Raw genomic sequence first — 20,043 nt, 5'->3', positions numbered from 1 at the left:
ACTGATTTATTCGTTGAAGGAGCGGTTAGTTACAACCACAGCCTCCGCCACCAACGCCACTGCCGCCGACGGAACCTTGTTTGTAAGCGAATACCTTTTCAGAAAAGACGTCGAATTCAGGTACTGTGCCGCCGGGCTTCATCTCTTTTTGAGCCAATGTGCCTTTTTCCCAAGGCTTTACGGGTTCAATACCAAGAAACTCATCAACAAAAGCCAGAGCAGAAGGTTTGTTGCTCACTTCAGGTGCTTTCTGTTCGATAACCAGTTGCTTTGCCTTGGGTTTAACCATCTCAATGTTTCGTCTGGTTGCACGTTTCGCTTCTGGGTTTGAATAATCACCGCCACTTGAATAAACGGTGCTGGAGATGATCTCTTCTTCAACGATAGGACCATCGCTATTTGTGCTGCTATTACTTGTTTGCTGTTCTGCGGGCTTCTTTCCTAAACCACTAAGATCGAGTTCAAGAGCCGCATTAACAGTCATTGGAATAGCTAATAGCCCAACAAGGGTGGCTTTGATTAGCATTACAGTTGCACTCCCATTTGGGTGAGGTCGTCAGTTATCACGTCACTAATGTGGTTAATGGCACCAAAACGAATCTTGATAACCTTGCCCTGATAGATGTAGTAAAGCGCAGGCATACCGATAGGTTTAAACTCTGCGATCAACGCTTGTTCAGGGTCGTTAACAACAGGGAACTCCAATCCGAGCTGCTTTTGAAACGCCAAGCCAACCTCGACATCTTCATCCACATCAACGCCTTTAAACGTGACGCCTGTGCCTTTGAGTTCGGTGTAGAGTTGATTAACTTCTGGTAGCTCTTCGCGGCAAGAGACGCACCACTCTGCAAAGAAGTCGACAATGGTCAGTTCATCCTTGTTGAGTTGAAGTTTTTCGATGACGTCTGGCGACAGCGAATCCCCTTCTTGATAAGCCAATGTTGGCAAAGAAAGGCACAGCGCCAATAGCGCTAAGGCTCGTGTAAACATGTTTTTCTCCATATTGTTTTTAACTTGTTTGTTTTTAATTCAATGCTTAAATTCAGGTGTTTCGAATCAAACGCTTTGTTTTGATTAGCGAGTGAGTTTGATGGTTGCCGAGTATTCAACGGCTAAAATGTCGGAAAAATACTCGTTGAGTTGGGTGGTATTCGTGGCGCTAAACACGCGTTGTGTATCCCCTGCACAGTTCTCGAATTGAGCGATTCGAGAAGGGTTGACGCCATAGCCGATGAAATTCATTTCGATGCCATATTGATTGATTGCGGTAGTACAGAACCCGGCGTTAACCAGTTGGGTGAACGCGTCTCCACTGTCATCTCCGTCGGTAAAAAGCACCAATTTTCTTCTGGTTTCGGGTACTGTGCTGGCGTTCAATCCCCATGCTTGTTGCCAGCGTGGGATAAGCTGCCTCACTCCCCATACCAAACCGTGATAAGAGCGAGTACCGCCATTTGCTGTTAGGCTGTTTATCGAGTTTTGGACGCGGGAAAATACGTTGGTCAATGGCAGCATTGGTGAATCTTGATTACAGTCGCTTAACCATTGACTTGGCGGTGTAAATTTCACCGGTCGCTCTGAGTGAAGCGTCGCTAGGTTATCGACGGTCAGTGCCGCAGAGAAATTGCCACTACGATAGCTAAGCCCATCGATACAGTAGATTCCGGCTGCTTCTTTGGATAACCAAGGTGGGCGCTGCGCTGCAACGCCAGAGTCGAAAGGAACGATTGAAATTCTAATTGAATCTAAATCGTTAGCGTTCTTACTCTGAGATTGAATCGTATTCAAAGCATTGGATAAAATGGATTTCAATGACTGGATGTTTGAACCCATCGATCCAGACACATCAAGTACCAGTACTAGCTCCGTTGGAATCGAAGAGTGCTTGCTTTCAACCACACCTTTATAACCACCACCTGTCGCCGTTACCTTGTTTGCATAGCTCTCATATTTGAAGTTGGGCAGTAAGGGTGATAATGAATAGCCTAGGCTAATACGGCATTCAGAGCCTATGATTTCTGGTTTTAAGCCACTCACGCCTTTTAGGGTTGGCTTATAGTAATCTTGGTAAGCCAACATCATTGGGTGTGTGGCTGTATCAGCAAAAGCACACGCTAATGCGGCCGAATCGGCGGCTTGCGCTGCTCGGTTTGAAACCATCACTTGTGCGGAGATCATCAGGGTGCCAACAGCGATGAAAAGCGCTGGAAACAGTAACGCCAAGAATGAAATGGTCATGGAGCCTTGCTGTTTTTTAAGCGCAATGCTGCCGAATATTGGTTTAACCATAATGCTTTCCTATCACAACTGATGAACTTGAGAGTGTTTTAGGAAGATCGAGCCGCTTGTAGTCAAACGGTGTATTCACACATAAAGTGAGTTGAACCAAGGTGGATTGTCTTCCAACTAACGCAGGGTCGCCGCTTCCCTCAACGATAAGTGTCTCTAGTTGATCGATGGGTGTGTACTTTTGACAGGTGATTCCGGCATGGATGATGGGCTTGTATTCCCAGTTCGAAGCGGTGGTATCAAATACACGGCTTTCAAGTACCAGCCCAATATTGCTGCGCTTAATGTTTTGCGGAAGATAACGTTCGGCGAGATCGAGAAGCTGATCCTTTAACGTATTAGGCCATCCGTTTGGGCCTTGCTCTGGTTTCAGGTGCGTTAGTGAAACGGCGTTGACTAGGTTATATGTCACGTTGTCGAGCTGAGTCTGTAGGTTGAATAAGCGGTAGGTAGCAACAAGCCCCCACAAAATGATCATGAGTGCGAGTACAACGAAGGGGAATTCAATCGCTGCTGAACCCGCTTGTTTTTTTCGAGGTGTTTTATTTGTTGTCATAACTAACCAGTACCTTTCTTTTCAAGGTTGTCATGTCGCCGATAGACTCAGAAAACTGAGTTGATAGATTAGGCAATAAGGCAAATGAAAATGAGTAAGACACCTTGTACTCGCCTAACACTGCTCTGCTTTTGGATACCGGTTTCTCATTAACTAAATCTGAGAAGTTTTCGGCGTATAGCGGCGATGGATCCAAGACGAGCTTGCTCTTATCTATCAGTGGGAACTTTGCGATAGTCTCGGCAAAAGCTTGGTCTGAAATAGGACTAATCGGCCGTGTCTTGGCCTCACGAACACCCGCATTAACGGCTACATCAAGGATGATGTTGACCAACAGCAGGCGGCAGATCTCAAAGAAACCGATGATCAGTATCAGGAACGGTACCACCAACATTGCAAACTCGACGGTCTGCGCCCCTTTTTGACGAGAGAGCATCACAGTTCTCCCTGCTCATTTTTAGCAGCAAGCTCTTGGTAATAAAGACTATTGTTGGCGAACTCAGGTTGAGATAGATGTGCACGAGCGATACTTTTCGCGGACGCACTGTCTCCAGAAAGCGCATAAGCCAGTGCTAGATTAAGTTGCAGCTTTACGCTCGCTTCTCCTCGGACAAAGATCGGGTGCAGAATTCGGATCCCTTGCTCTGGTTTTCCATCGAGTATCCAAGCCATGGCTAAGTTGTTGCGATACTCATTACTGGATGGCATCAAGCTGAGGGCATGAGAGTAAGATTCACGCGCTTTTGAATACTGCTTATTGAGCGAGTAACTCACGCCTAAACTGTTTTGGGCAACGTCATCAGTTGTTACTAACCTGACAGATTCCTCGAGAGCTATTGTTGCTTGTTCAAGCTCACCGAGCGCCAACCACGCACGGCCAAGTTCTCTGTAAATCGCGCTCGATTGATTAAGCTCGATACCACGTTTTAGGTAATGCAACGCCTCATCATAACGACTCGCTTGATTCGCAGCGGACCCCATTAGCAAGAGTAGCTGCGGGTCATCAGGCTTCGATATCAGCATCTTTCGATACAGTTCCATGGCACTTTCTGGTTTGCCATTCATCAGTGCAACCTCTGCAACTTTCATGTCTTCAGAGGTCTCTTTTTCAATGTTATTCGTTGATTGGCAGCCGACTAAAATCAGCGCTAAACCCAAGAGAATGATCTTGTTCATAAGCCCCCCAGAGTTTGTTTAAGGGATAACATGATTGGCACGACAATAATGCCCACGACAGGTAGCATGATGAAGACCACTAAAGGGAACGACATCTTAGCGGGTATTTTTCCTACCCACTCTTCAAGCTCTAAGAAGTGATATTGGCGGCTATCAGAGGCAATCAGCTTTAATGCTTCAGCGAGAGGCGTGCCGTATTGAAGTGCTTGATTCATGGTGGTCACAATATTGTTGATGTCAGGAAGCTGGACTCGTTTGTCTAGGTTTGAAAGTGCCGTTTGTGGTGAATCAAGAACCGATATCTCAGTCGCAGTGAGGAGCCATTCGCGTGACAATGCTGGAGAGATCGCACGCATCTCTTCACCGACACAGCGAAATACCGCTTCGAGTGTTAGACCTGATGCGACACATACCACCATCAGATCGACTGCATCAGGAATAACGCGGCTAATTTGCATTCGGATTTGGTTCACGCGCCAATCTAGAATGCGGTCGAACAGGATGCCGACCACAATGGCGATTGCGATACATTCGGCCACAGAGTTCATGTTAAGCACTTGGATTCGAGTGACATACCAAGCAATAGATCCAGTCGCCATCGTCAGTAGTCTTAAGCCAAGAAAATAGGTCTCTGCATTAGGACTCAACCAGCCAATGAGGGTTAACTTCTGGCGTCGCGGTTTTGCACCTTGGAAGCGCCATTTACTTGAAGCGGTGGTGTACTTAGAGGAGTAGCTCGATACGCGAGTCAGTCGCTCAGCGACAACATCTCGTTTGAAAGAAGACAAGTGTGCGACAACTGTCAGTAGTAATGCACATCCCAACAGAAGCAAGGCAACATACATCATGATGAGAACCTTTTGTTACGAGTCAGAGCGTTCAAAATGAGTGTACCTGAGCTGATGCTAATGACGGCGTAGGTTAGTACCCGCTGTCCCGATTCTGTGTTGAACAATTGGACGATCATGGTGGGTTCCATCAAATAGATACCACCCAATAACCCCAAGGGTAAGATAGAGAGAAAGAGGGCTGTCATACGAGGCTCCGAGGTTAAGCTTTTGACCTTTTTTCTCATCGCTCGATTATCATGCATGGTTCTGCTCAAGCTTTGAAGAATGTCGCGCAGTTGGCCACCATTCGATTGATTGAGGATCAACGCGACCGAGAAGTAGCGGAAACTGCTGTAAGGAAGGCGAACGCATGCATCATCGAGGCTTTGGCGAAGGCTTAAACCGAGTGTTAAATTATCGCGAATATACGAGAACTCACGTCCTAGCAGTCCAGGTTGGGTTTCTGACACTTGTTCAATTGCTTGTGGGACTGAGAGCCCTGCAGCCACCGCTCTAGAAATTAAGCCAAGTACATTGATGATGCCTTGTTCGAACTCTTCTACCTGCATTTTTCGGCGGTACATCACCAAGGCACATGTGCATACAAACCAAAGTCCAACAGCGGCGAAAAGTTGATGATGCATTGCCAGTTGGGGAAATAACATGTGGCCAGATGCAGGGAAGCCGATAGCTGACAAGGCAATAAAGTACTTATCCCAAACTGGTAGCAATGCATTCATTCGTAAAAAGAAAGCATGCAGTTTGTTGCTACGCTGGTGGTTGGTTTTTTTGATTGAAACGTCAGCTGAAAGCGAGCGTTGACTGCCGCATACTAATAACAGCCGTTTATTGACGATGGCTTGCTTAGAGCTCAATCTGATTAACCCAATCGCGACAAACAAAACAAAAACAGTGAGAACTAGGATCATCAGGCTTCAAGCTCCATCGCTACTCTGAGTTGAGCATCGAGTTGGTGGTATTTGGCTTTTTCATTGAAGCTTGGTACGCACTTAGCACTCTTGTATTCGCCAATTAGGTTGCCTTGTTGATCCTCCGATAAAGGCTTGAATTTGAACAAGTCTTGAGTGATGTATTGTTCTCCTTCTAACCCTTGCACCTCGGTTATCGAAACAATGCGTCGTTTGCCATCACGCATTCTTTCGACTTGTATAACGACATCGATGGTGTCTGCGATTTGGCGGCGCAATGAGAACAGAGGCAGAGTCGCTTGGCTCATCATCAACATGTTTTCCATGCGAACGAGTGCGTCAGTCGCCGAGTTTGCATGCAATGTACACAGTGAACCATCATGGCCGGTGTTCATTGCCTGCATCATTTCAAAGGCTTCATCGCCACGAACTTCGCCTAAAATGATGCGATCTGGTCGCATACGTAGAGCATTTCGCACCAACTCTCGCTGGGTAATTGGCGTTAAGCCTTCGGCATTGGCTGGGCGAGTTTCAGCGCGCACAACATGAGGCTGTTGTAGACGCAGTTCTGCGGTGTCTTCAATGGTAATGATGCGTTCTTGAGGTGAAATGCTAAAAGACATCGCATTGAGCAGGGTGGTTTTACCTGCACCAGTGCCTCCCGCAACAAGCACATTAAGGCGTGAGCGAACAATAATATCGATAAGCTTAACCATCGATTTCGACATTGCGCCAAACTGAGCCAATTGGCTGAGTGTTAGCTTATTCTCATTGAATTTCCGGATGGAAATGTAGGTTCCATCAAGCGCTAGCGGTGGGATCATCACATTGACACGGCTACCATCATCCAACCGAGCATCGACTAATGGATTCGATTCATCGATTCTTCGTCCAACCTTGCTGACGATGCGTCGCGCTAGGTTGAGAAGTTGTTCTTCATTGCGAAATTGAACGGCCGTTTTTTGCAATTTCCCTGAGCGTTCTACGTAGACTTCACGGTATCCATTGACCATGATGTCGGTAATGCCTTGGTCTTCGATTAAGGGCTGCAGTGGACCTAATCCTAGAAACTCATTGAGCAATTGTTCCACCGAATGAGCGACATCTTTGTGACCAAGCGGTAACTGCTTAGAGACCACGATATCTGACACCATTTCGGCAATTCTAGCTTCAAGATCGGGTGCACTTAAGCTCACTACAACCGATGGGTCGATCGCCTTGATGACCTCTTCATGAATCACGTGATAATGCTCACGAACCGAAGGTGTTGATGTTAGGGATTCATGTGTTCGAGCTCTATTCGCTTCAATCGAATCTAAGGCTTGTGTGTTCTGACCAAACATTATGCGCCTCGCTTCCAAAAACGGCGGCTGCCTTGTTGCGGCTCACCAGTGACTAGTTCAAGTAGAGAGTTAAACGCGAGCTTCACTTTCCTATTGCCTTTATGGGCAGGCTGACCAAGCGATGACTTGCTCAGGAAATGGTTAGGCAAAAACGGAATCACGACGTCTACGGATGTTCCGAGTGATTTCTTCACATCATTGACCGAAATAAGGGATGCGGAATCGGACTTACAATGGTTCAACACCACAATGGTTTGTGAAGTCGCTTGGTTTTGAAGTCGTTTGATTATCTGACCAGCATTGCGAATGGAGCTGAGTGTAGGTTCAACCACAATGATTCGAATATCGGCACTTTTAAGCGCTTCAAAGCCAACCTGGTCACGCAATGAATAGGTCGGGATGTCGATCAATAAGTAGTCTGAACTTTGCAGGCAGAACTTTGTAAACTGATCGAATGCAATCTTTTGTGGCCAAAATGGTGTGGTGTCTAAAGGTAGATAACCGGTAAAGAGCGTGTGCTCGGGTGACACACTGATCCCACTGCGCTCAAATACGAGAGGTTCTAATCTTTCTGGGTATTGTAAAAGCTCTACCAACGCCGTGTTGCCTTCTACATTGAGTAGCAAATCCAAATCACCCATCGAAAAATCGAGGTCCATACAAGTTACTCGTTTCCCGAGTTCGGCAAGCTGCTGCGATAACGTCGCTATAATGGTGCTGCTTCCTGAGCCACCTTTTGAACTGACAATGGAAACGATTTTTTCATTTCGTTTTTCGTTGTTGAGTTGCAAAGCAGCAAAGGAGACGTGTTCAAGATCTTGTGGTGTCACAGGGTTGACTAAATAGTCACTGGCACCGGATGCGAGCATTCCACGGTAAGCAAAAATTTCGGCTGAATGACCAATCGCGATAACTTGGCAGCCAGTACGTTGTATTAAGCGCTGCACAACTTGTTTCGACTCTGGCAATTCGCTATTCAGTACATCGAGGAAGATGGTTTTAACGTCGTTCTTCAGTACCTGTCTCACCACGTCATCTTCTTGATTCGAAGAGGTCTTGATGTTGTTGATACCGAAATCATTCAGTGTGTATGTGAGCGCTAATGTATCGAGTTGCTCCGATGCCGCGATGAGTACCGTTAAATTATGTACTTGATTCATTGCGAACCTCCTAGCGTGGTATTCGAAGAACCAGAGTTTATCTGTTGGGTTTGTGCTGGTGGCGCAAAGTAGTTATCGATGCTGGACACAGCTTTTTGTCCTTGTGCACTGTCGATGGGCTGACCAACAATCAGGTCTTTTGGGTTTGCGACCATTTGCGCCAGTGCATTGGCATTCGCACAGCCAAAATTGCGCTGAGTACGATAAGCGTTGAGTGTGGTTCTTGGCGTTTTCCCTGCGTCACATGCCGTTACTTTGGCTCGATAAGATTCAAGAAAAATCGTGATGTCGCCTTTACCTTGCGCCGCAGTGTCTGACACTGAAATTTGCGAAGGGTAGAGGCCTGACTCGATCAGACGAAGCCTAATTTTTTCACTTTGGCTTTCTCCTTTCTGAGTCGTATTTTCAATCTTGACCATTAAGTTGGATAGCGTGCCTCGGCGAGCAATAAAATCAGAGATGTCATCTTTCTCTTGAGCCGATAACGTTTTACCCGACAGTGTTAAAGTCAGCTTGTTTGTCACGGACACCACATCCACAGAAGGTTGTTGGGTTGTAGGCGTTGGCGCGCAACCCGCAAGCGCAAAGAGAGCGGGCAGTAATAAGGATAATTTGTTCATGATGTCCTCAGTAGTAGAACCCGTTGTCACCCAGTAAGCGAGGCTTCTGGTTGTCGGTGTAAGTCGCTTTATTATTTGATGTTTTTTGTTGAATTCTTGGCCATGCCAGTAAACGTTCAACATCGCTCAACGGGATTAAGCCATCGGTTGGGAGTGGCATTGAGTCCGAACGAGTTGGCTGAACTAGGTAAGCCGTTACAATGATGACCAGCTCTGTTTCTCTACGAGTGAATTCAGTCGATCGGAACAGGCTACCGAGAACCGGTATTTCACCGATAAGCGGTACTTTTTGTAGCTGTTCAATGTCTTCCGATTTCAATAACCCGCCTAAAGCGAAGCTCTGCCCACTCGCCAATTCAATGGTGGTGGAGGCGCTACGAGTGGTAAAAGAAGGGAAGTTAGTTCCGTGTATCACTTGTTGGCTCTCGATTGAGACGTTACTGACCTCGGGATTCACTTTTAAGCTGATACGGTTTTGGCTGAGCACGGTTGGGGTGAAGTTCAGTTTCACACCGAAATCCTTGTACTCGATTTGAGTGGTGTCAGCCGTAATCAGTGGTAGCGGTACTTGTCCACCAACCAAAAACTCCGCATCTTCGCCTGACATCGCGGTCAAGTTAGGTTCAGCAAGCACAGACATCATGCCGTTGGTTGCTAGAGCATCAATCAGAGCGGTAATGCTCGGCTTGCCCCAACTACTGACATTAGGCAGCTTTGAAAACGAAAATTGCCCTACACCGCCAGCGATTGAACCCCATTTGATGCCCAACTTATTGGATACATTTCTTGAGACTTCAGCGATTTTTACACGAATGTTGACCTGATTTGGCATGGTGACAACCAATTGATTGATTAGCTCATCATCATTGGATTGAGTTTGCTGATTTTGATTGGTTGAATTACTGTTTCCTTTTGAATTCGAGCTCTCTTGTTGTTCGGTAGAACCGACAATCGGGGATAAGTAGCCTTTCGCGAGCGACACGATATTGTGTGCCATCATCGGAGAGGGAACGCGTCCTTTAAGCCAGAGTTTTCCGCCCAGAGATTCCGCGTTGACTGACGCTTCTGGGAACTTGTTTTTAACCAGTTCATTGAACTCGCGGCTGTTGTGTGTCACGCGAATTTTATTGGTATAAATCACGCGTTCTTGTTCATTCAAAACGGTGATCGTAGCGCTGCCCGCTCGCTTACCGAATATCATCACCTTGGTATTGGTCAAGGTTTGGTAATCAGCGATATGGGTGCTCGAGATGAAAATGGATTTAGCTTTTTCTGGTAAGTGAATCATTCTTGCCTCATTGATCGTCACATCAAATGTTGATGCTGCAGATGCAAAAGAGACACATAGGCTTGAGAGCAGGAGAACACCCCACCAACGACAGATATTAGCCATTGTTATCAGCTCCAGTATTAGTTTTAACCGTTTTATTGTCGGCTCTAAATTCCACCAATCCTACGTCAGGTAATACCTGAGTTGTGTCTGGAGAAATGACTTTCAGCGTCACTGCATTTGCGTGTTGAGGTTGATCTTGAGCCTCGTTTTGCCCACGCAATACAAGCGTTAACTTTCCTAATTGTTTCGCAAGGACCACTTGGTTTGCTTGCTCGGGTGTCACTTCTAAAGAGACACTGCTGTCGTCAGGGATACCATTTTCGAAACCATTCGATTCCCGAGCCTTTTGATAAGATTCTGCCGTTTGCTTATTATTAAATGCCAAGACTCTTGCATCATGAACTATCGTTGTAACGTACAGTCCTTGAGATGAATTGCCATAACGAAGTAGCTCACCATCTTGTGAACCGAGTAGGAGAATATCTACTCGGTCGCCCGGCTCAATGAAGCCTGAATTAGACGTGACTTGATCGACAGGGACTGAAATCGCGCGATAGCCTGGTTGCAACTTCAATGAGAGCGAGTAGCCACCTTTCGGCTCGGTAATGTCCGCTTTCGACAATATTGAGTCTTTGACGAGTTTGGTGCGTGCTAGCCCTGACATCGTGTGGTCGGCAGAAATATCTTCCGGTGCCACGTGGTCGATGTAGTTCTCTAACTCTTGCTGTGGAACTTCTTTCCATCGAAACGAGTTTGGCGTGTAGGTTTGGCCTATCTCAATCGTACGAGTTGGAACCAGCACTTTGACCGTTTGCTTAGCGGCTTGTTTAGAAGAGGTGGTCACAGACTCGCTATTGGTTTGGCTCAACAGTAAAACGGACAATCCGAGCACCGAGCAAAATAACGACAGCAACATGAGTCGCTTGGCAGTCATAACTATTCCTTTAATTTACGGTAAACGGGCTTATTCTGATTTTTGAGCGTCTTTGAGCTGCTTGACGACAGTTTCGTAAGCGTCAGTAATGGCTTCGGTTAGATCACCATTCTCGCCGCCTACAAAATTAAGCAAGACCACAGACATTGCTGCTGCGAGGATTGCGTATTCGATAGCGGCCGCACCGCGCTGCTTTTTCTTGTTAAACATGTTGTTATTTCCTAGATAGAAGCAGCCTCAGTTGAGGCTGCTGTGGTAATTAGTAAAGGTGTCGTTAGTCTGCAACTAATCGATATAGATAAGCTGATGAATAGCTCGCGGTAGACACATCAGTCTCCGCTATCGTCGTCATATTTAACCCTTTGAAGCGGCCATAAGGTGCTGGGTCGCTGGTGATGTAATAGTCATAGCTACCACCAGTTGCTTCGTTGAACTCAAACACTTCGTTGTTAAGTGGCAATAGGCTATACAGTTCAGCTTTTGTCGGGTAACGCCAATTCGCTTTGCCACAAATACTCTTGGTATTTTGTGCTGTGATAAGAGGGGCAATATCTACGTATTTCTTGAAACGGCTACTATCACCTCGAGAGAAGAGTTGCCAAACCAAGTTGCTGTCTGTGTCTTGAGCACACACTGCATTTTGTCGATTGGTTACTACCGTTCCTTGCGCATTTAGATACTGATAATTAGCAGACTTTTCTCTGAATAATCGAGCTAAGACGACTTTGTCTTCAGAACCATCGGTACGAGCTTTATCTAAGGTTTGGCTACTTTCTTTAGTGTCGTAACTTGTGATGTATTGTTGATCACCGCTAGCTGAACTAGACCAGTAATAAAACGTGGTTCCATTATCGAAATAAGATTTGTCGTATTTTGGCTTTAGTCCCAAGTAATTTGGAAATACGTCTGTATCCAAGGTCATTTTCGAATTTGAACCTTCGACAGCTTTGGTGTTAATCGACAGCAACTGCGCTAAGTGTGGAACTTCCCAGTCACTAAAACCACACAGCTTGTTGTTATTCGTGCTAGCGAGTAGTTCGTTGCTGCCTAGTATGCTGGCGTATCCGGTCGCTGAAGCATCATAGGCAAGATCGTCAGCACCATGCGGTAGTCCATCTTTGAGCAGTGCCCACACTCGACGTTTTCCTGAAATTTTCGTGTCTTCAACACAGCGCCAACCTTGTTGATAGGTTGTGTCACTTGGTAGGTAGTTTCCTAGCTCATCCAACTTGGCGAAGCGATTACTTACCATTGCGTTGGCTTGAGAAACACTAAACCCATTGTCTGCCGCTTGTTTTAGTCCATCTTTTGCTAACACTTTGGATTGAGCGAGATCGTGGAGTGTGGCTGTTGTGCTCATCTCTTTGATGAGTGTTTGATATAGAGCGATGAGCGAATCAAACTCAGAGCCAATTCCGTTGGTTGCGCTATTCAGTTGAGTAATGAAGTCAGCGACTTGCGCATATTGGCTCTCTAATACTGAAATGGCATTGTAGAGATCCAAACTTGCTTGATGCAGCTCTGAAGCCAATGAAGCTGAGCCTATTGCACTTGTGGCATCGGTTAGCATCACTGAGTTTTTCTGGATGAATGCCATTTTTTGAGCAAACTTAGCACCTTCAACTAGTGCATTTAACCCGTTCGAGTTTTGCTGTAGTTTCGCTGCTTTTTCTTTGTAAGCTTGTACTTTGGTAATGAACTCAAGGCTCTCCGCATCAGTACGGCTTTGAGCAACCGACACCTGAAAGTCGTAAATAGTGATCTTCGTGGTCACTGCACTCAATTCGTCAAGCCATGGTTTCGTAAAGGCCGCCAGTTCAACAACTTTAGCTTGTGCTTGGGCTTCTAAAGTCGCGTAGCTTTGCGCTTTTTTCTGATTGTTCGCTAGCCATGTTGTTAGGTAAGCCTCAGCCGCCTTTACTATTGAACTTTGTGTATTGAGTAGGGTTTCAACAGCAGTTGTTGAAGCATCAATGTGACTGACTAGCTGCGGCCCAGACGGTAATTGCCATTTAGCGTATGCGTATTTACTGTAATACTGCTCAACATATTCTTGCCCTTTGTTTATAGTGACAGCGACGCCATTTTTATCCGCTAACGTATTTGAAGAATTGTTCGATACTAAGTAACTTCTTAAGTTTGATGGCAGTGTTGCAGGGTCTCGCGTTGATAGCGTGATCACTTCACCGCTCTCTGGAAGATTCCAACCTGCGATACCACAATCATCTACTTGTGCGACTTTATCGAATACAGTATCGATTTCTGAAGAGAATCGTTCCGCCCAAAACGTCGGTTCCCCTTGTCCTTTGTCATCGTATTCAGCAATACAATTTAGGGAGTAGGAATTCCATGAGCCACCGTAACTAAAATCAGCGGCCTGCGAGCGGGTTTTCATCGGTACGAATTTTAATGCAGTGAAGCGACTACTAGCATCTGTAGCCCAAAGGGTGTCACTGACTGAATTGGAAACGCCTTCTTTTGCTTGTTTCTTTAGTCGAACTCCGACACTAGCCTTGTCGTACGCTTCTGGGCCAATAAATTGAGGTTTTGAAACAACAGGATGCCAAGTGACACCTTGGTCATTGGTGAACTCATAGTATTCGGCTTGGTCAAAACGAACCGATTGACCCTCAACGTTGGCGGTTAAGTAATCCCATTGAAATCCATTGGTATTGATTGGGTTACTACCAGTGAATGTATTTACGATTTCAGGCGAGGTTGGCGCCGGGATTTCAAACACTTTGGTAAAGGCTTGTGCAGTTGGAGTTGCAACGCCATGAGGCATGCCATTGGTAGGGTTCGCACCTATTCGTAATTGCACTTCAGCGATGTTCTTGTCGACATTACCAATAACAACAGGCTTCGCGGTTACTTTTGTCCAAGTTAAACCGGAGTCGAGCGTGACTTCGAAGTGCTCGGGCTGAGTGAAATCGCCGAAGTATGCCCAATCGAGCGTGTTGTCGGTGTCGTTAACCACCAGACCTGTCGGGGCAATTGGTGCTGACGGACGAACAGTAAACGCGACATCGTTGGTTAACTCTGAACCGCTAGGACGACCCGTAATTGGATCTCGTTTAACGCGTACTTGGATTGAATCGATAGCGTAAGCTTGGTCGTTTAGCTGATAAGGCTTTGTGGTAACGACTGTCCAACCGGTGTTAAGCGTATTGATCTCGTAATCCGTTACCTCTGAAAACCCGGTAACGAATGTCCAATCAAATGTGTCTAACCCATCCTGAGAGATTGGTGATGTCGGTGCGGTAGGCATATTGGGAGTAACAGAGTAGCCCTTGTCTGAGCACAGCGCTTCGCCAGGATCATGTAGAGGATCCGATTCTGCTTTTACGCGCACACAGACTTGCCCCTTGGAAAATATCTCATCAGGGATAGCTTGTGGGTTGCTAGTTACAGGGGTAAAAGTAATGCCTCTATCGAGAGAGTATTCGTAGGAGTCACTCCCCGTGAACCCTTCAACGTTCTTCCATGCGAATGTGTTTTCTGCATCGTCAACAATCGGTGAGGTTGGTGCTACAGGTTGATTTTCTGAGCGAGTGAACGCAGAGCTGATAACCAACGGAACTCCCGCGGGGCGAGCATCCAGTGCATTTGACTTAACGCGAACCGAAATCGTGTTTGCAGGAAGTGAAACATTGCCCACAAGATACGGCAGTTCGGTTACGTCCTGCCAGCCATTACCTAGATTAATCTCGTAGTAAGACGGATCGTTGTATTCGTTAACCCAAAGCCAATTTATTTGATTGGTGCTGTCGTTAGCAAAATCTAGTACTGGTTGCGCGGGCTGGATTGGGGTTACCGTCATCGATTGTTCTGACGCTGAACTTAATCCCGTTGGCTGACCTAGCGAGTCATCTTTGGCTACACGAACTTTTAGATGTCCAACTGGAATATCTAGATCTGGAATGTCTTGAGGCTTTTCAGTCGCTTGCGTCCAGCTTGAGCCGTTATCTAATGAATATTCATACAAACCCAGTTCATTAAACGAGTCGACAAATGCCCAATCAAATTGATTGATCGCGTTATTCACAGTAATCCAAGCTGGAGCTGCAGGCACTGTTGTTAGCGTAAACGCTTTGTCTGAAAGCATGGGCTTTCCGGCAGGGGTGTTACGAACGTTAGACGCGGAAACTCGAACTTGAACGACTCCTTTGTCGAACGCCAGTTTCCCTACAACAATCGGCTTACGAATGACCGTTGTCCAAGCTTTCCCTGAATCCAATGAGTATTCGTAATCTGTATTCTGGTTGAAGCCACGCACAAACTGCCAATCGAAAGTGTCTGAGGCATCATTGACTTGACCATGCTTAGGCGCAGGTGGCCTAGTGATGATTTCATTGCCATCGATGTCTTCTTGGGAAACTTTGAGTTGATCTCGGTATTCCTTACCAAGTTGCTTCAATGCGCTATCGGTTCCTGATGCGCCATGAGACAGCAAATCGGTCTTGGCTTTAAATTCTGCTAAATCAAGCTCTGCCAGCTTGTACATAGAGCCTTTTCGAGCATTGACTTGGTCGACACCTGCATCAACAGAGGCCATTTGTGCTTCCTGAAGTGCACGAGTAACACCGCGCGCAAACATGTGTACTTCACGGCTTATCGTTGAGTTTGATGCGGAATAATCACCAACAGCCAGTTGTTGATCTATGCCTAAGTCGCTGGCCACAAGCTGAGTTGCTTCATCAAAACTGATTCCACTTGTTCTCGACACACTGGCAATAAGAGATGTCATGGGGCTGATCACGTCCGAATTGCTACTCGGTACTTCTAGCGTAAATCCGGATTCAATAGGTTGATTTGGTGAATCCATATCGATGGTTACACCTGCAACCGCTTCAACCAATATTGGGTATTGGGCGACATCATTGTCGATGTTTAGTTGGAATCGTCCTTCGGCGTCCGTAGTGGCAATTTCCCCATCAGCAGAGTCACACATGGCATTGCTATTTTTGTCTAAACAAACCTTCGCATTGTGTAAATAACCATCCAAAGCTATGCCCGAAATATTCTGAGAATTTGGTTGAGTCTGTGACTGCTTGAGCTTCGGATCTGACTCTGCTCCACCACAAGCCATGAGCATTGTGGAAACGAGTGAAACACTCATTAGTTTGTATGGATTTCTTACCACCTGAACTCCAAATAATTTATAAATTACCCATAAGAAAGGCGGAGGATATTAATTTAAATGATAGTAATTATCAATATCATTTGATCTTTTATTTCGTTAAGTGATTTAATAGCCAGATTAAATACTATTAACCCAATAATAAACTAGGTGAATCGGTCGAAAAAATGCACAATAAATTATTAATATGCAAATTGTCACTAGCAATCTCTAGTGCCTTGATAGTCTCAGGATGTGGAGGCAGTTCTGATAGCGAAAACCCAGTTGGGTCTACGGCTTCAGGCTATGCGTTTCTAGATTCATTAGTCTGTGCTGATGCAGATCTGAATGGCGTATGCAGTGATCAAGAGAAACAGATCGCCGATGTTTCAGGGTACGCACAGCAGAGACAATATGATGGTGCAATTTTGACTGCTTCTCCTGGTATGAAAGTGGTGACGCCTTTCACTACTTTGATTCATAGCGAGATGATGTTTAACCCAACGGTAAGTAACGATGTAGAACAAGCAAAAGCATCGCTTCAAAGTAAGTTAGGCGATCATGTTGGCATTAATTTTGGTGTTCTAGACTCAACTCATGGGTCTAAAGATCTATCAAATCTGTTGTTAAAATCGCTGAAAAAGGCGCAAAGTGACGGTAAGCAGTCTTCTTATACCAATATTGCTCATGCTCTTGATTTGATGATAGAGCATAAGACTTTAGACTTATCTAATATTGACGTTGCTGGTACGGTTTCTCGGCATCTCCAAATTGAAGACTCTTTGGTTGTTCGCGGTTCACAATCGGTACCGCAATTGTCTGGTGCGAAGTCGATAGCTCTGAATCCAGCGAGCAGCCAGATTGTGTTTTTAACGGCGAATGATGTGGTTATGCAAATTGATAGCTCTTCACGCAATAAGCCGGTGACAATCGATAGTGATCCAGCATCTCAAGCGGTTTCTGGTCTGGTTAGTATCCGTTCACACGACGACGATGACGATCACGACGACCATGATGACGATGACGACGATGATTACGATCACGGAGGTGGTACTGGAGGCGGAGAAATACCGGTCGACTCGAGTGAAATCATTCAGTTAGTTCCTGCGTTAAATGGTGTTCAGGCCTATAAGGTTTACAAACCGACTGCTTACGTTTCACCCACGTCGAGTGATATTTGTAATAGCCAAGGCGCTAATGGTGTTTTCCTCACGAGCCTCAATGGTTCGAATAACAACAATGTTGGTGTGAAGGCTTTTGCGATTGATACATACAGCAGTCGTAGTGGAGGTACGCTTCCACCCATTCCCAAACCTAATCCAGCCGTTCCGCCTAAATCGAGTGAGTCGTGCATCAATGATAATTTTGCAGCAGTGGTTCCTCTGTTACAAAGTGGCTCGTTACTGGCGATTAAAAATACCGGAAGCTCGATATACTCACAGCAAGAACTCAAATTGCTAAGTGCTAATAAGCTTGATATGAAAAGCTGGAGTCACGCATTGAAAGCTTCCTCACCGCAAGTCATGTCATCTTATGACGAAAGTGAAGCATTAATTGTTTATAAGAATTACTTTTCAAACAGTAATTTAGCGACAGAAGTTATCGATACGGCTAACCTATCCACTAAGATGACGATTGATAAGTTAAACCTTAAAACAGCCAATATTGTCGTGAATCAGCAGATATTGTTGGGGTTGGATAGCAATAAGGTTGAGTGGGTGTCTAACTCGATACAACAAACCGTACTTGGGGATCTGCCCGTTGATTCTGCTATTAGCAAAATAGCGACATCGCGAGACGGAAAAACCAGTGCTATTACCACAACAAGTTCTCTTTATATCGTTGATAACATGACGAGAAGCCTACTTGTAACAGAGTCTTTGAGTAACAATGCCATCAAGTCTTTGTATGTGTTAGAAGATAAGGTGATTGCGTTAACTTCTTCGGGTGCGGACTATTATCAGTTCCGAAATATCAGCGGTCCGGCTCTCAAAGTTGGCAGCCAACTGGTGACCAAAGAACTCTTCAAAAAGTGGGAAGACAGCGGCAATTCAAGTTGGAATTCAACCAACTTGGGTTACGTTCTTTCTCAAACAGGGACAGAAAGTGAAATCTCCGATAAATTTAAAAACGTAAACCTCTCGTTTTCTCCGACCAATGCGACAACATCAAGTGGCATATCTGGGGTGCACGTTAGCGGCTTAGAACGAGGTGAATGGCTAACTTTCTATAAAGGTCTTTAACGGTTTTTTGCGCTAAAGAAGGGAGGTTTGCTCCCTTCTTATTCCTGTTTTCTTATTTCCCCTCTCTTTTTCACAACGACCTATTTCTCTTGTTTATCTCTTTTTGATGCATGTATTTATGCTCTGTATGAACACTAGGAAACAAAAGTTAATCATTTGTTAATCGCCATAAAACCGGAGTATGATACTGGATTACTATTTAGGATTTGGCTGTCATGAGTGCATCAACAGCGAGCTGGAAAACGCCGCAAAACTTCTTATTACTGATTTCAATTGTTGTCCCTATCGCGTTTTCGAGCTGGATGGCTCTGCTTAACAACTTCGTGATTGAGAAAGCGAACTTTGACGGTGCCGATATAGGCTTGCTACAAAGTGTTCGTGAGATCCCAGGCTTCTTAGCGTTTACCGTGGTGTTTGTTTTAGCCTTCATTCGAGAGCAACGCTTTATGTTGATATCGCTGGCGATGTTAACCGTGGGCACGGCAATTACCGGTTTATTTCCTACACTCACAGGCTTGTTGCTGACTACGGTTTTGATGTCGACGGGTTTTCACTATTTTGAAACGCTGAAGCAGTCTTTGTCACTGCAATGGTTGAGTAAAGAAGAAGCGCCCGAGATGCTAGGTAAAATGATCTCCGTTGGCGCGTTAGCCTCATTAATCACTTATGGATCAATTTGGGTGATGTTAGAACAGCTCAAGCTTGATTTTGCATGGGTGTATGGCATTACCGGAGGCATCGGTTTTATTTTAGTATTAGTGATGACTTTTGGTTTCCCTGAATTTCAAACCAAGACTCAGCAAAATAAAAAACTGGTGTTGAGAAAGCGTTACTGGCTCTACTACGCGCTAACGTTTATGAGTGGTGCAAGAAGACAAATCTTCACGGTGTTTGCTGGCTTCTTGATGGTAGAGAAGTTCGGTTACTCGGCTGCTGACATCACGCTGCTGTTCTTGATCAACTACCTGTTTAACTTCTTGTTCGCAAAACGCATTGGTAAATTTATTGGTATCGTGGGTGAGCGTAAGGCGCTTATCTTCGAATATGTGGGTTTGATTGGTGTGTTCGTTGGGTATGCTTTAGTACAAACGGCGGAGTGGGCAGCCGCGCTGTATGTTGTCGATCATCTGTTCTTTGCGTTGGCATTGGCGATCAAAACCTACTTCCAGAAAATTGCAGATCCTGCTGACATGGCATCAACCGCTGGTGTCTCTTTCACCATTAACCATATTGCCGCGGTTGTTATTCCAGTCGCGTTTGGTGTGATTTGGTTATCGTCTCCCGCAACGGTTTTCTACATTGGTGCAGTGATGGCGGCGGTTTCTTTGGCGCTGTCTTTAAACATCCCCAAGAAGCCTGAAGAGGGCAATGAAGTTCGAATGTTTAGCTGGCGCTAAAGTTTTTATGGTTGATATAACCAAATGGCCGCGAAGCTCGTTTTCAGGGGCTTAAGTTATTCCAGTCAAACCTTTGCATTAAATGGTTATCTGATAATTTAATGCAAAGCGTTA

General features: G+C 45.5%; 17 protein-coding genes. 2 read left to right on the top strand and 15 right to left on the bottom strand.

The genetic code is table 11. From position 1 onward, the window contains the following. Positions 1 to 25 precede the first annotated feature (25 nt). The 15 genes from QUF19_RS19535 to QUF19_RS19465 form a co-directional block, all read right to left on the bottom strand. On the bottom strand, positions 26 to 526 hold the full coding sequence (locus QUF19_RS19535) for a DUF4266 domain-containing protein (RefSeq protein WP_286302444.1): 501 nt from the start codon (positions 524 to 526) through the stop codon (positions 26 to 28). Continuing rightward, positions 526 to 990, bottom strand: coding sequence for a TlpA family protein disulfide reductase (locus QUF19_RS19530; protein WP_108161115.1), 465 nt, complete (start codon positions 988 to 990; stop codon positions 526 to 528). Before QUF19_RS19530 ends, QUF19_RS19535 begins: the two co-directional genes overlap by 1 nt. Positions 991 to 1,074: 84 nt before the next feature. Beyond that, a complete protein-coding gene (locus tag QUF19_RS19525) occupies positions 1,075 to 2,289 on the bottom strand; it encodes a vWA domain-containing protein (protein ID WP_286302437.1) in 1,215 nt (404 codons plus the stop codon). After that, positions 2,282 to 2,845 (bottom strand): tight adherence pilus pseudopilin TadF, encoded by a 564-nt coding sequence (gene tadF, locus QUF19_RS19520; RefSeq protein ID WP_286302435.1) that lies wholly within the window; start codon positions 2,843 to 2,845, stop codon positions 2,282 to 2,284. The genes QUF19_RS19525 and tadF overlap by 8 nt, the downstream gene beginning before the upstream one ends. After that, positions 2,832 to 3,281: a TadE/TadG family type IV pilus assembly protein gene (locus QUF19_RS19515; RefSeq protein WP_286302433.1), complete on the bottom strand. Its 450-nt coding sequence runs from the start codon at positions 3,279 to 3,281 to the stop codon at positions 2,832 to 2,834. Before QUF19_RS19515 ends, tadF begins: the two co-directional genes overlap by 14 nt. Then, the gene (locus QUF19_RS19510) at positions 3,281 to 4,021 is read right to left on the bottom strand and encodes a tetratricopeptide repeat protein (protein WP_286302431.1); all 741 of its coding nucleotides are present in this window, start codon (positions 4,019 to 4,021) and stop codon (positions 3,281 to 3,283) included. The genes QUF19_RS19515 and QUF19_RS19510 overlap by 1 nt, the downstream gene beginning before the upstream one ends. After that, positions 4,018 to 4,869, bottom strand: coding sequence for a type II secretion system F family protein (locus QUF19_RS19505; protein ID WP_286302429.1), 852 nt, complete (start codon positions 4,867 to 4,869; stop codon positions 4,018 to 4,020). The genes QUF19_RS19510 and QUF19_RS19505 overlap by 4 nt, the downstream gene beginning before the upstream one ends. Next, entirely contained in the window at positions 4,866 to 5,780 is a 915-nt protein-coding gene (locus QUF19_RS19500; protein WP_286302428.1) for a type II secretion system F family protein, read from the bottom strand. The genes QUF19_RS19505 and QUF19_RS19500 overlap by 4 nt, the downstream gene beginning before the upstream one ends. Next, complete coding sequence (locus QUF19_RS19495) at positions 5,780 to 7,123, bottom strand: TadA family conjugal transfer-associated ATPase (protein ID WP_286302425.1); 1,344 nt, start codon at positions 7,121 to 7,123, stop codon at positions 5,780 to 5,782. The genes QUF19_RS19500 and QUF19_RS19495 overlap by 1 nt, the downstream gene beginning before the upstream one ends. Beyond that, entirely contained in the window at positions 7,123 to 8,283 is a 1,161-nt protein-coding gene (locus QUF19_RS19490) for a CpaE/TadZ family protein (RefSeq protein ID WP_286302422.1), read from the bottom strand. Before QUF19_RS19490 ends, QUF19_RS19495 begins: the two co-directional genes overlap by 1 nt. Continuing rightward, positions 8,280 to 8,903 (bottom strand): CpaD family pilus assembly lipoprotein, encoded by a 624-nt coding sequence (locus tag QUF19_RS19485; protein ID WP_286302420.1) that lies wholly within the window; start codon positions 8,901 to 8,903, stop codon positions 8,280 to 8,282. The genes QUF19_RS19490 and QUF19_RS19485 overlap by 4 nt, the downstream gene beginning before the upstream one ends. A gap of 7 nt (positions 8,904 to 8,910) precedes the next feature. Beyond that, a complete protein-coding gene (locus QUF19_RS19480; protein ID WP_286302418.1) occupies positions 8,911 to 10,296 on the bottom strand; it encodes a type II and III secretion system protein family protein in 1,386 nt (461 codons plus the stop codon). Next, the gene (cpaB, locus tag QUF19_RS19475) at positions 10,289 to 11,170 is read right to left on the bottom strand and encodes a Flp pilus assembly protein CpaB (RefSeq protein ID WP_286302416.1); all 882 of its coding nucleotides are present in this window, start codon (positions 11,168 to 11,170) and stop codon (positions 10,289 to 10,291) included. Before cpaB ends, QUF19_RS19480 begins: the two co-directional genes overlap by 8 nt. A 30-nt stretch (positions 11,171 to 11,200) precedes the next feature. Continuing rightward, positions 11,201 to 11,380, bottom strand: a complete 180-nt coding sequence (locus QUF19_RS19470) for a Flp family type IVb pilin (RefSeq protein ID WP_017075276.1) — start codon at positions 11,378 to 11,380, stop codon at positions 11,201 to 11,203. Positions 11,381 to 11,444: 64 nt separating this feature from the next. Continuing rightward, positions 11,445 to 16,289, bottom strand: coding sequence for an Lcl C-terminal domain-containing protein (locus QUF19_RS19465; RefSeq protein WP_286303272.1), 4,845 nt, complete (start codon positions 16,287 to 16,289; stop codon positions 11,445 to 11,447). A gap of 242 nt (positions 16,290 to 16,531) precedes the next feature. Here QUF19_RS19465 and QUF19_RS19460 point away from each other — a divergent pair, with 242 nt between their 5' ends. Both QUF19_RS19460 and QUF19_RS19455 read left to right on the top strand, forming a co-directional pair. Continuing rightward, positions 16,532 to 18,532, top strand: a complete 2,001-nt coding sequence (locus QUF19_RS19460; RefSeq protein WP_286303271.1) for a hypothetical protein — start codon at positions 16,532 to 16,534, stop codon at positions 18,530 to 18,532. Between the two features lie 215 nt (positions 18,533 to 18,747). Beyond that, complete coding sequence (locus QUF19_RS19455; RefSeq protein WP_286302411.1) at positions 18,748 to 19,929, top strand: MFS transporter; 1,182 nt, start codon at positions 18,748 to 18,750, stop codon at positions 19,927 to 19,929. The last annotated feature ends 114 nt before the right edge of the window (positions 19,930 to 20,043 follow it).

The sequence above is a fragment of the Vibrio sp. FE10 genome, assembly GCF_030297155.1.
GTDB lineage: Bacteria > Pseudomonadota > Gammaproteobacteria > Enterobacterales > Vibrionaceae > Vibrio > Vibrio apostichopi.
Note: the sequence above shows the minus strand (reverse complement) of the source record. Positions and strands in the feature narration are given on the sequence as shown.

Bases quoted from the DNA above. Each gene is read 5' to 3' on its own strand.
- QUF19_RS19465 (WP_286303272.1), bottom strand. From the start codon at position 16,289: ATGAGTGTTTCACTCGTTTCCACAATGCTCATGGCTTGTGGTGGAGCA.
- QUF19_RS19505 (WP_286302429.1), bottom strand. From the start codon at position 4,869: ATGATGTATGTTGCCTTGCTTCTGTTGGGATGTGCATTACTACTGACA.
- cpaB (WP_286302416.1), bottom strand. From the start codon at position 11,170: ATGACTGCCAAGCGACTCATGTTGCTGTCGTTATTTTGCTCGGTGCTC.
- QUF19_RS19510 (WP_286302431.1), bottom strand. From the start codon at position 4,021: ATGAACAAGATCATTCTCTTGGGTTTAGCGCTGATTTTAGTCGGCTGC.
- QUF19_RS19535 (WP_286302444.1), bottom strand. From the start codon at position 526: ATGCTAATCAAAGCCACCCTTGTTGGGCTATTAGCTATTCCAATGACT.
- QUF19_RS19495 (WP_286302425.1), bottom strand. From the start codon at position 7,123: ATGTTTGGTCAGAACACACAAGCCTTAGATTCGATTGAAGCGAATAGA.
- QUF19_RS19485 (WP_286302420.1), bottom strand. From the start codon at position 8,903: ATGAACAAATTATCCTTATTACTGCCCGCTCTCTTTGCGCTTGCGGGT.
- tadF (WP_286302435.1), bottom strand. From the start codon at position 2,845: ATGACAACAAATAAAACACCTCGAAAAAAACAAGCGGGTTCAGCAGCG.
- QUF19_RS19530 (WP_108161115.1), bottom strand. From the start codon at position 990: ATGTTTACACGAGCCTTAGCGCTATTGGCGCTGTGCCTTTCTTTGCCA.
- QUF19_RS19515 (WP_286302433.1), bottom strand. From the start codon at position 3,281: ATGCTCTCTCGTCAAAAAGGGGCGCAGACCGTCGAGTTTGCAATGTTG.
- QUF19_RS19500 (WP_286302428.1), bottom strand. From the start codon at position 5,780: ATGATCCTAGTTCTCACTGTTTTTGTTTTGTTTGTCGCGATTGGGTTA.
- QUF19_RS19455 (WP_286302411.1), top strand. From the start codon at position 18,748: ATGAGTGCATCAACAGCGAGCTGGAAAACGCCGCAAAACTTCTTATTA.
- QUF19_RS19480 (WP_286302418.1), bottom strand. From the start codon at position 10,296: ATGGCTAATATCTGTCGTTGGTGGGGTGTTCTCCTGCTCTCAAGCCTA.
- QUF19_RS19470 (WP_017075276.1), bottom strand. From the start codon at position 11,380: ATGTTTAACAAGAAAAAGCAGCGCGGTGCGGCCGCTATCGAATACGCA.
- QUF19_RS19490 (WP_286302422.1), bottom strand. From the start codon at position 8,283: ATGAATCAAGTACATAATTTAACGGTACTCATCGCGGCATCGGAGCAA.
- QUF19_RS19525 (WP_286302437.1), bottom strand. From the start codon at position 2,289: ATGGTTAAACCAATATTCGGCAGCATTGCGCTTAAAAAACAGCAAGGC.